This window comes from Actinosynnema sp. NPDC059335 (genome assembly GCF_042752395.1).
GTDB lineage: Bacteria > Actinomycetota > Actinomycetes > Mycobacteriales > Pseudonocardiaceae > Actinosynnema.
The window spans coordinates 52,691-62,531 of record NZ_JBHYXZ010000019.1 but is presented as its reverse complement, the minus strand read 5'-3'; the positions used below and the strand labels follow the sequence as shown (position 1 = coordinate 62,531).

12 protein-coding genes and 1 pseudogene are annotated in these 9,841 nt (G+C 75.4%); 6 read left to right on the top strand and 7 right to left on the bottom strand.

Going from position 1 to position 9,841, the window contains the following annotated elements; genetic code table 11:
* Positions 1-49: 49 nt before the first annotated feature.
* Together ACFXGA_RS09030 and ACFXGA_RS09025 are read right to left on the bottom strand one after the other, a co-directional pair.
* Positions 50-877: a tRNA (adenine-N1)-methyltransferase gene (locus ACFXGA_RS09030; RefSeq protein WP_378085790.1), complete on the bottom strand. Its 828-nt coding sequence runs from the start codon at positions 875-877 to the stop codon at positions 50-52.
* A 97-nt stretch (positions 878-974) separates the two neighbouring features.
* On the bottom strand, positions 975-1,544 hold the full coding sequence (locus tag ACFXGA_RS09025; RefSeq protein WP_378085788.1) for a hypothetical protein: 570 nt from the start codon (positions 1,542-1,544) through the stop codon (positions 975-977).
* A 131-nt stretch (positions 1,545-1,675) separates the two neighbouring features.
* On the opposite strand from ACFXGA_RS09025, the gene ACFXGA_RS09020 reads away from it, so the two are divergent.
* Together ACFXGA_RS09020 and ACFXGA_RS09015 are read left to right on the top strand one after the other, a co-directional pair.
* Entirely contained in the window at positions 1,676-2,797 is a 1,122-nt protein-coding gene (locus ACFXGA_RS09020; protein WP_378085786.1) for a sensor histidine kinase, read from the top strand.
* Between the two features lie 50 nt (positions 2,798-2,847).
* Positions 2,848-3,452, top strand: a pseudogene (locus ACFXGA_RS09015) (LuxR C-terminal-related transcriptional regulator).
* Here ACFXGA_RS09015 and ACFXGA_RS09010 read toward each other — a convergent pair.
* Positions 3,427-4,557 carry a site-2 protease family protein gene (locus ACFXGA_RS09010; protein WP_378085784.1) on the bottom strand — a complete coding sequence of 377 codons (1,131 nt, stop codon included), beginning with the start codon at positions 4,555-4,557 and terminating at the stop codon, positions 3,427-3,429. The pseudogene ACFXGA_RS09015 and the gene ACFXGA_RS09010 sit on opposite strands and share 26 nt — an antisense overlap.
* A gap of 226 nt (positions 4,558-4,783) precedes the next feature.
* Between ACFXGA_RS09010 and ACFXGA_RS09005 the strand changes: the two genes are divergently transcribed.
* The 3 genes from ACFXGA_RS09005 to ACFXGA_RS08995 are packed head-to-tail and all read left to right on the top strand — an operon-like array spanning position 4,784 to position 7,113.
* Complete coding sequence (locus ACFXGA_RS09005) at positions 4,784-5,650, top strand: RecB family exonuclease (protein WP_378085782.1); 867 nt, start codon at positions 4,784-4,786, stop codon at positions 5,648-5,650.
* A gap of 13 nt (positions 5,651-5,663) precedes the next feature.
* Positions 5,664-6,437, top strand: a complete 774-nt coding sequence (locus ACFXGA_RS09000) for a thioesterase family protein (RefSeq protein WP_378085780.1) — start codon at positions 5,664-5,666, stop codon at positions 6,435-6,437.
* A gap of 43 nt (positions 6,438-6,480) precedes the next feature.
* On the top strand, positions 6,481-7,113 hold the full coding sequence (locus ACFXGA_RS08995; protein ID WP_378085778.1) for a phosphoribosyltransferase: 633 nt from the start codon (positions 6,481-6,483) through the stop codon (positions 7,111-7,113).
* On the opposite strand, the gene ACFXGA_RS08990 is transcribed toward ACFXGA_RS08995, so the two are convergent.
* Genes ACFXGA_RS08990 through ACFXGA_RS08975 form a run of 4 tightly spaced genes read right to left on the bottom strand, consistent with a single transcriptional unit; the run spans position 7,098 to position 8,552 of the window.
* Positions 7,098-7,385 (bottom strand): antibiotic biosynthesis monooxygenase family protein, encoded by a 288-nt coding sequence (locus ACFXGA_RS08990; protein WP_378085776.1) that lies wholly within the window; start codon positions 7,383-7,385, stop codon positions 7,098-7,100. The genes ACFXGA_RS08995 and ACFXGA_RS08990 overlap by 16 nt on opposite strands.
* Positions 7,382-7,645 carry a phosphoribosyl-ATP diphosphatase gene (locus ACFXGA_RS08985; protein WP_033434999.1) on the bottom strand — a complete coding sequence of 88 codons (264 nt, stop codon included), beginning with the start codon at positions 7,643-7,645 and terminating at the stop codon, positions 7,382-7,384. Before ACFXGA_RS08985 ends, ACFXGA_RS08990 begins: the two co-directional genes overlap by 4 nt.
* A gap of 51 nt (positions 7,646-7,696) precedes the next feature.
* On the bottom strand, positions 7,697-8,089 hold the full coding sequence (locus tag ACFXGA_RS08980) for a hypothetical protein (protein WP_378085774.1): 393 nt from the start codon (positions 8,087-8,089) through the stop codon (positions 7,697-7,699).
* Positions 8,090-8,099: 10 nt separating this feature from the next.
* The gene (locus tag ACFXGA_RS08975) at positions 8,100-8,552 is read right to left on the bottom strand and encodes an N-acetyltransferase (protein WP_378085772.1); all 453 of its coding nucleotides are present in this window, start codon (positions 8,550-8,552) and stop codon (positions 8,100-8,102) included.
* An 83-nt stretch (positions 8,553-8,635) separates the two neighbouring features.
* On the opposite strand from ACFXGA_RS08975, the gene ACFXGA_RS08970 reads away from it, so the two are divergent.
* Positions 8,636-9,811 (top strand): GNAT family N-acetyltransferase, encoded by a 1,176-nt coding sequence (locus ACFXGA_RS08970; protein ID WP_378085770.1) that lies wholly within the window; start codon positions 8,636-8,638, stop codon positions 9,809-9,811.
* The last annotated feature ends 30 nt before the right edge of the window (positions 9,812-9,841 follow it).

Below are 9,841 nucleotides of genomic sequence, written 5' to 3'. Positions count from 1 at the left end.
GCCCCGCACCTCGCGTGCCGGGGCCGTTCTCGCTGTTCAGGGCCTTGCGTCAGCCCTTGGACGGCCTCCGCTGCGGCCGGGGCGGCGTGACGCCGTCGGCGAGCCGGCGGGTGGTCAGCAGGAACGCGGTGTGCCCGATCATCCGGTGCTCGGGCCGCACCGCCAGGCCGACCACGTGCCACGGCCGCACGAGCGTCTCCCACGCGTGCGGCTCGGTCCAGTGCTGCTGCTCCCGGATGGCCTCGGTGACCCTCGACAGCTGCGTGGTGGTCGCCACGTACACCACCAGCACGCCGCCGGGGATGAGGCTGCGGGACACCGTGGGCAGCACCTCCCAGGGCGCGAGCATGTCCAGCACGACCCGGTCGACCTCGCCCTCGTGCGCGGCCACGTCCCCCACGGTCAACGACCAGTTGCCCGGCCGCTCGCCGAAGAACTGCTCGACGTTGCGCACCGCGTGGTCGGCGTGGTCCTGCCGCACCTCGTAGGACGTCACGCTGCCCTTCTCCCCCACCGCCCGCAGCAACGAGCAGGTCAGGGCGCCCGACCCGGCGCCGGCCTCCAGCACCCGCGCGCCGGGGAACACGTCGCCGTACATGACGATCTGGGCGGCGTCCTTGGGGTAGATCACCTGGGCGCCGCGCGGCATGGACAGCACGTAGTCCGGCAGCAGGGGCCGCAGGGCCAGGAACGACGTGCCGCCGACCGAGACGACCACGGACCCCTCGGGCTGCCCGATGAGCTTGTCGTGCGGCAACGCGCCGCGGTGGGTGTGGTACTCCTTGCCCGGTTCGAGCACGATCGTGTAGTGCCGTCCCTTCGGGTCGGTCAACTGCACCCGGTCTCCCGGTCGGAACGGACCACTGGCGGTGCTCACCGCGGCGAACCTCCTGCTGCACGCGTCGTCAAGGGCGCACGATGGTCGCACGGACGCCGCGCGCGGCCGGCGGCAGGTGCGCCCCCGCCCGACGCGCTCAGTCGCCCTTGACGGCGGCCTTGTCCTTGCGGAACAGCTCGGTGACCGTGTGGTACAGGGGCCAGCCGACCAGCCAGATCAGGCCGACGACCGTCATGGTGGCCATCTGCCCCCACAGCGCCAGGGTGCGCTCCCGCGTGCCCGCGACGTAGGTGAGCAGCAGCACCACCGCGCCCGCGATGGCCCAGGCCAGCACGAACTTGCCCCACTCGCGCCACTCGTAGCGCACCTTCGCCGCGCCGTGCCTGGGAGGCTTGGTCGGCGGCGGGCCGCCCGCGAACCGGTGGGCGACCCGCTGGTCGGCCCACCGCAGCATGGTGTGCCCGAACGCCACGCTCACGCCCAGGTAGACGGCGGCGAGCCCGTGCGCCGCCGTGGCCTCCCCACCCGACCGCAGGTCCACGACGGTGGCCACGAGCAGCACGACGTCCACGACGGGTGTGCACACCAGCAGCACCGCGCTCAGCCTGCGCATCCGGAGCGCGTAGCGGGCCAGCAGCCCCGCGCCCAGCAGCACCCAGAACCCGATCTCGCACGCGACGATGACGACTACCAACGGATCGACCACGGGATCAATCCTGCCCACTCGCGGCCTCGCGCGCGTCGGCGGGCCGAACGACCTCGCGTCATCAGTTAGTAGGACGCCGCCGGGTCGGTTGGGAGGACGACCGGCGTGCGGCCCTGTGCTGTGATGACGGGGTGGAGCTCCACGGGAAACGCCGGGACGTGCTGGTCGCGGCGCTGTTCTTCGGCGTGGGGCTGCTGGTCGCCTGGCTGGGGATGGACCTGGCGCCGGGCGCCCGGGGCACCGCGGCGCCGACCTGGGCCCGGGTGGGCGTCCTGGCGGTGGCGTGCGCCGGCCAGGCGTTCCGCCGCGGCTCGCCGCCCGTGGCGTTGGCCGTGGTCGGGGCGGCCGTGCTCACCGACTGGCACTTCGACCTGGGCATGCCGGTGCTGATGGTGTGCGTCGACGTGCTGTTCGTGGCCACCCTGCACGGGCCGCGCCGGCTGCACCGGTTCCTGGTGGGCGGCGTGGCGGTGGCGACGGTCGGCGTCACGGTGGCGGCCGCGGTGCTGGGCGACTGGCGGCAGTCCTTCTCCACCGGTCTGCAGGTGTTCTCGCTGCTCGTGGTGCCCGTGTGGTGGGCGACGAACGTGCGGCAGCACCGGGAGAGCGCCGAGCAGGTCGCCCGCATCGCCGAGCTGGACCGGCGGGCCGCGGTGAACGCCGAGCGCAACCGGATGGCCCGCGACCTGCACGACGTGGTGGCCGGGCACCTGTCGGCGATCGCCATCCAATCCGAGGCGGTGCTGTCGGTGCGGGAGCCGTACCCGGAGCGGGTGCGCACGGTGCTGAGGTCGGTCCGCGAGAACAGCGTCCGGTCCCTGGCCGAGATGCGGACCATGATCGACGTGCTGCGGGCCGACGGGCCCGCGGACGAGCCGGTGGCGGTGCGGCTCGCGGACGTGGGCCGGCTGGTCGAGTCGGCCGCCGCGAGCGGGCTGGCGGTGGAGCTGCGCGGCGCCGACGTGGGCGAGCTGCCGGTGGAGGTGGAGCTGGCGGCGTACCGGGTCGTGCAGGAGGCGTTGACCAACGCGGTGAAGCACGCGCCGGGCTCGCGCACGTCGGTGGTGCTGGAACGGCAGGTCAGGCGGCTGGTGGTGGTCGTGCGCAACGACGTGGTCGACGGGCCGCGCGGCGACGGGACGGGAACGGGGTTGGTGAGCATGGCCGAACGCGCCCACCTGGTCGGCGGGGAGTTCTCCGCGGGCCGCGACGGCGACGGCGGGTGGGTCGTGCGGGCCGGGTTCCCGCTGTGATCCGGGTCGTGGTGGCCGACGACCACGCGGCGATCCGCGCGGGCCTGGTGATGATCCTCGACGACGCGGACGGCGTCGAGGTGGTCGGCGAGGCGGCGGACGGCGCGGAGGCGCGGAGGCGGTGCGGCTGGCGACGCGGCTCGCGCCGGACGTGGTGCTGATGGACATCCGGATGCCCGGGATGGACGGCATCGAGGCGACCCGGCGGCTCAGCGGCGTGTGCGACGTGCTGGTGCTGACCACGTTCGACCTGGACGAGTACGTGCGGGGCGCGCTGCGGGCGGGCGCGGCCGGGTTCCTGCTGAAGTCGGTGGAGGCGTCCGCGCTGGTCGACGCGGTGCGGCAGGTCGCCGCCGGGGACGGCGTGCTCGCGCCGGGCGTGACGCGGCGGGTGATGCGCGAGTTCGCCTCGACCGCGCCGCGGCCTCGCCCGGCCGGGCTCGACGCGTTGACCGAGCGTGAGGTCGAGGTGCTGGTGTGCCTGGGCGAGGGTCTGTCGAATCACCAGATCGGGCGAAAGCTGCACATCGGTGAGACGACGGTGAAGACCCACGTGTCCCGGGTGCTGACCAAGCTGGGCCTGCGGTCGCGGGTGCAGGCGGCGATCCTCGCGCAGGAGGCCGGGCTGCTCAGCGGCGGTCCAGCGCGGCCTTGAGGTCCTCGCGGCGCAGCACGCCCGCCGGTCGCCCTTCGAGGTCGACCACCAGGTACTCCCAGGCGGCGGTGCCGTGCACGCGTTCCACCACCTCCGCGCCGGTCTCGTTCTCCAGCAGCACGGTCTCCGGCCGGATCGGCACGGCGGCCTGCTCGGCGGGCGCGTGCGGTGACGTGCTGGCCAGGCGGGTGGCCAGCTCGCGGTCCAGCAGGCCGGCCGCGACCCCGTCCGCGCGGACCAGGACCACGCCCCGGCCGGCGGACGCGGTGAGCGCGCCCGACACCGGGCTCTCGGCGGGCAGTTGCAGCACGGGTCGGACGAGCTGGCCCAGGGTCAGGCCGTCCGGCCAGGTGCTGCGGCGCTCGGCGGTCAGCTCGCCGCGCGCGCCGGCCAGCACGAACCACGCGGTCAGCAGGCACACGCCGAAGCGGATCCAGCGGTCCTCGGCCCCGTCGAGCACGCCCCACAGCGCCCAGACGACCAGCAGCGCCGCCACGACGCCGCCGCCGATCACGGCGGCCCTGGTGCCCGCCGCGCGGCGGCCCGTGACGGCCCACACGCCCGCGCGCAGGATCCGGCCGCCGTCCAGCGGCAGGCCGGGGAGCAGGTTGAACACCGCGACGGCGGCGTTGGCGAACGCGGTCTGCGCGATCAGCAGCCAGACCGCGTCCGGCCGCGGGATGGCGGCGGCGGCCAGCGCGAACAGGCCGGCCAGCACGATGGAGACGATCGGGCCCGCGGCGGCGATGGCGCCCTCGTGGCCGGGGCGGGTCGGGGTGCGCATCACCTCGGACACGCCGCCGAGCAGGAACAGCCGCAGCCGGCGCACCGGCAGGCCCAGGCGCAGGGCGACCAGGCTGTGGCCGAGTTCGTGCGCCAGCACCGAGAGGCCGAGGAAGATCGCGAACGTGGCGGCCAGCAGCACGCCGGTGAGCCCGCCCGCGCCGGGCGCGATGCGGCCGACCAGCGGCGCGTACAGCACCACGATGGCCGCCGAGCCGAGCCACCACGAGGGCGCGAGCAGCACCGGGATCCCGGCCGCGCGGAACAGCGGCAGCCCGCCGTCCCGGCCGACCTGCCGCCGCCAACTCCCCGTCGTCGCCACGTCCCGAGCCTAGGGTGCCGGGTGTATCGGCACTGTGTTGGATCAGCGCCGGGCGCGGCGTCCCGGTCGGCCGGGCCGCCGTCGGCTCGCGGTCCGGGACGCCGCCACCGGCGCCGTGACCTGCACGGCGAGACCGACCGGCACACCCGCGCACACCCCGACGAGCGCACCGGGCGCCCCCGCCGGAACCCGATCTTGTCGGGGGCTTGGCCTATGGTTCTCGACCATGGCAGTGCCCACGATCACCGAGCGCCCGGTCCGCAGGCCGGCGCTGTCGCCCTCCCGCGCGGGCGACTTCAAGCAGTGCCCGCTGCTCTACCGCTTCCGCGCCGTCGACCGGCTGCCGGAGAAGCCGACGAGGGCGCAGGTGCGCGGCACGGTGGTGCACGCGGTGCTGGAGGACCTGTTCGGGCTGCCCGCGGCCGAGCGGCTGCCGGAGACGGCGCGGGCGCTGCTGGGGCCGGCGTGGGAGCGGGTGCGGGCGGAGCGGCCCGAGTTCGCCGAGCTGTTCGCCGAGGGCGACCCGGAGCAGGAGCGGTGGCTCGCCTCGGCGGAGGAGCTGCTGGACGGCTACTTCGGGCTGGAGGACCCGCGCCGGTTCGACGCCGACGCGCGCGAGCTGCTGGTGGAGTGGGAGCTGCCCTCCGGGGTGCTGCTGCGCGGGTACATCGACCGGGTGGACGTGGCGCCGACCGGCGAGATCCGGGTGGTCGACTACAAGACGGGCGCCGCGCCGCGCGAGGTCGGCGAGGCCAAGGCGCTGTTCCAGATGAAGTTCTACGCGCTGGTGCTGTGGCGGCTGCGGGGCGTGGTGCCGCGCCAGCTCCGGCTGATGTACCTGGCCGACCGGCAGGCGCTCGCCTACCAGCCGGACGAGGCCGAGCTGACCCGGTTCGAGCGCACGCTGGAGGCGATCTGGGACGCGATCCTGCGCGCGGCGAAGTCGGGCGACTTCCGGCCGAACCCGGGCAGGCTGTGCGACTACTGCGACCACAAGGCGCTGTGCCCGGCGTTCGACGGCACGCCGCCGCCGTACCCGGGTTGGCCGGAGCCGGACGCCGGGGTGGAGACCGCGCTGGACCGGGCCGACTGACGGGGGCCGACCGATGGACGCGTTCTACGAGCGGCTGGCCGACGACCGGTTCGCCTCCACCCGGCACACCTCGGGGCCGTGGAGCGAGGACAGCCAGCACCTCGGGCCGCCGTCCGCGCTGCTGGTGCGGGCGCTGGAGCGGTGCGCGCCGCGTCCCGGGACGGCGCTGTCGCGGGTCGCGTTCGAGGTGCTGGGCCCGGTGCCGGTGGCGGAGCTGACCGTGACGGCGTCGGTGCTGCGGCCGGGCCGTTCGGTGGAGCTGCTGGCCGCGGAACTCGCGCACGCCGGCCGGCCGGTGCTGCGGGCCCACGCCTGGCGGATGGTGGTCGGCGACACGGCGTCGGTCGCGGCCGGCGACCAGGGGCCGCCGACCCCGCCGGCGGAGTGCGGGCCGATGGCGATCCCGGAGCACTGGCGGGGCGGCTACCTGGGGGCGATGGAGTGGCGCTCGGTCCGCGGCGGGGTCTTCACGCCCGGCGACGCGGTGGTGTGGGCCCGGCCGCGGGTGCGCGTGGTGGCCGGCGAGGAGCCGAGCGCGACGCAGCGCCTGTTCACCGCGGCGGACTCGGCGAGCGGCGTGTCGAGCCGGCTCGACCTGCGCACCTGGTACGCGATCAACACCGACCTGACCGTGCACCTGCACCGGGAGCCGGTCGGCGAGTGGTTCGCCCTGGACGCGCGGACCGTGATCGGACCGTCCGGCGTCGGCGTGGCGAGCAGCGTGCTGCACGACGAGCGCGGCGAGGTGGGGCGCGGCGCGCAGTCGCTGTTCGTGCGGGAGCGCTAGCCCGGCGGTCGCCGGCCGCCCGCGACGCGCGCACCATGGGGGTGTGAGGTTCGCGGACCGCTCCGACGCCGGCCGGGTGCTCGCCCGCGCGCTGGCCGACCGGACGTGGACCGACCCCCTGGTGCTCGGCCTGGCCCGCGGCGGCGTGCCGGTGGCGGTCGAGGTGGCCTCGGCGCTGGGCGGCGAGCTGGGCGTGGCCGTGGCCCGCAAGATCGGCGCGACCGGCCACCCCGAGTACGGCGTCGGCGCGGTCACCGCCGACGGCGCGCCGATCTTCGACGAGGACGCGCTGCGCCTGCTCCGCCTCACCGCCGACGACCTGGCCGAGACGTGCGCGGCCGAACGGCAGGAGGCCCGGCGGCGGCTCGCGCGGTACCGCGACGGGCCGGTGCGGCTGGAGGGCCGGGACGTGCTGGTGGTGGACGACGGGCTGGCCACCGGCGTCACCGCCCGCGCCGCCCTGCGGGAAGCCCGCGGGCAGCGGCCCGGCCGCCTGGTGCTGGCGGTGCCGGTGGGCGCGGCGGACGCGGTGCGCGCCCTGGCCGAGGACGCCGACCTGGTCGTGTGCCCGCACGCGCGGGCCGACTTCCGCGCGGTCGGCCGGTTCTACGAGCGGTTCGACCAGGTCACCGACGACCAGGTGGTCGCGCTGCTGGGCGGTCAGGGCTCGCGGTAGTGCTCGACGGTCGGGAACGGGTCGTAGAAGTGGTGCAGCAACGCCTTCCAGCGCGGGTACAGCGGTCCCTGCCGGAAGCCGACCGTGTGGTCCTCCAGCCGTTCCCACCCCACCAGCAGCAGGTACCGGGACGGTCGTTCGACCGAGCGCCGCAGGTCGAGCGAGACGAACCCGGGCGAGCGCGCCACGAGCCCGCGCGCCTCGGCGAACGCCCGCTCGAAGTCCGCCTCCAGCCCGGGGCGGACGTCGAGCGCGGCGACTTCCAGGATCACAGGTGCTTGTAGACGTCTTCGAGGGTCAGGCCGCGGCCGAGCATCAGCACCTGCACGCGGTACAGCAGTTGGGAGACCTCTTCGGCCAGGCGTTCGTCGGACTCGTGCTCCGCGGCGATCCAGACCTCGCCGGCCTCCTCCAGCACCTTCTTGCCCTGCGCATGCACCCCGGCCTCCAGAGCCGCGGCGGTGGCGGAGCCCTCAGGGCGGGTGCGTGCGCGTTCGCTCAGCTCGGCGAACAGCTCGTCGAAGGTCTTCACGGGGTCTGATCCTCCCATCCCCCGAACGGCCGCAGGCAGCCAGGACCCCGGTCAGGCCGGGACGGACCGCGCCGCGCGGGCACGGGCGCGCAGCCCGGCCGCCTGCGCGGCCACCGCCGCCACGGCGAACACCGCGCCCAGCCCGGGACGCGGCCGGACGGCCGGGATGACGTGGTCGAAGATGTGGGACGAGGCGTCGTAGCCGGTCGCGACGACCACCGCCGCCACCAGCGCGACCACGGCGAACGCCGCCGCCACCGGCAGCGCGGCACGCGGCGGCGCCATCGCGGTCGCGTGCATCGCCGACGCCGCGCCCACGTAGGCCCACCAGAGCGGCAGGCGGGGCAGCTCGACGTCGATGCCGCCGTAGTGCGACCACGGCACCAGCACGGCGAGGACGGTGAGGCAGACGGCGACGATGGTCCACTTGGCCGACGAGGTCACCGCACGGACTCTAGATCCCGTACTCGGGACTGGTGAAGGGCCACACCTCCGCGATCCACTTCGGCACGAACGCGTCGAGCGCACGTTCCAGGTCGGTGCCCACGTGCCCGTCCACGACCCACCAGGAGATCCGCGCGTCGGCGGGCTCGTGCTCGGCCACGGGGTCGATGTAGACGCAGCCGAGCAGCGCGGTCTCGGCGGCGTCGAACAGGGCGTAGTTGAACGACTCGTGCGCGTCCTGCTCGCGTTCGTGGCGGGCGAGGTCCACCCGGTCCTGCTCGTGGGTCATGTCGGCGGGCGGCCAGCCCCACTTCTCGCCGTACCGCGACCACAGCCGCTCCCGCGAGCCCATCACGGCCGGGTAGTCGATGTCCACATCGGACTCGCGGATGGGCCGCAGGTGGTGCTCGGCGTCGAGCGGCACGCGGGTCGGGTGGGCGAAGTCAGCGGGGAGCCAGGGCATGCGCGGATTGTGCGGTGGCGTGGCCGCCGACGCCACCGAAAAACCGCTGGCGCGGTCTCCGGTCGCCTCACGACACTGGCGTGGTGACCGATGGGCTGGTGCTGCGGACCGCGCGCCCCGAAGACCTCGACCGGATCGGCGCGCTGCTGGCCGAGCGCGGCGAGCCGGCCGACGCCGTGGACCACCGCCTGGTGGTCGAGGACCCGGACGCGGGCTGGGACGCGTGCGCGGTCGTGGTGGACGGCGACGAGGTCGTGTCGACCGCGACCCTGCTGGACGAGACGCTGGTGCTCGACGGCGTGGAGATCCCGGCGGGGCAGGTCGAGCTGGTCGCCACCCACCGCGACTACGAGGGCCGGGGGCTGGTGCGGGCGCTGATGGCGTGGGCGCACGAGCGCTCGGCCGCGCGCGGTCACCTGGTGCACGTGATGCTCGGCATCCCCTACTTCTACCGGCGGTTCGGCTACACCTACGCCATCCCGATCCCGGCCACCCGGCCGGTCGTGCGACGCCCCGACGTCGGCGGGCACGTGGTGCGCGAGGCGACCGTGGCCGACATCCCGGCGATGGCGCGCCTCCAGGACGCCGAGCAGGCGCGGGCCGACCTGCGGATGCCGCACTCCCCCGCGCTGTGGCGGTGGCTGGTGGCCCGCGACGGCAGCGCGCAGTGGCTGGTGGAGCGGGACGGCGTGCCGGTCGCGACCGGCCGCACCACGCCGCCGGAGGAGGGCGTGCGGCTGTGCGAGGTGGCCGCCGTGGACGAGGCGGCGGCGCACGCGCTGCTCGCCGCGACGGGGGCCACCGAGATGACCGACCGGCCGTGGTCGGTGGCGGGCGCGGCGCTGGCGCCGTTCCTCGGGCCGCCGCCGGAGGAGGCCAACTCGTACTACGTGCGGATCGGTGACCCGGTCGCGTTGCTGGAGCACCTGCGGCCGGTGTTCGGGCGGCGGTTGGCGCGGGGAGGTTTCGCGGACCGGGAGGGTGAGGCGATCGTCTCGTTCTACGGCTCGCACGTGCGGCTGCCGTTCCGGGCGGGCGAGGTCGGGCCGGTCGTGCCGGGCGGTCGGATGCAGGCGCCGGGCGCGGCGGGCGGCGCGGGGGTGGCGCCGGACCGGTTGGCGTCGCTGCTGTTCGGTCCGCACGGTCTGCGCGGCCTGACGGCGCGGGAGCCGGATGTGTACCCGGGGCCGAACGCCGAGCTGATGCACGCGCTGTTCCCGCCGGTGCGGGGCGACCTGATGACGTTCTACATCCCCTGACGGACGAGGGCGGCGGACGGGGGCTTGCGG

Bases quoted from the DNA above. Each gene is read 5' to 3' on its own strand.
- ACFXGA_RS09005 (WP_378085782.1), top strand. From the start codon at position 4,784: ATGGCAGTGCCCACGATCACCGAGCGCCCGGTCCGCAGGCCGGCGCTG.
- ACFXGA_RS09000 (WP_378085780.1), top strand. From the start codon at position 5,664: ATGGACGCGTTCTACGAGCGGCTGGCCGACGACCGGTTCGCCTCCACC.
- ACFXGA_RS08975 (WP_378085772.1), bottom strand. From the start codon at position 8,552: ATGCCCTGGCTCCCCGCTGACTTCGCCCACCCGACCCGCGTGCCGCTC.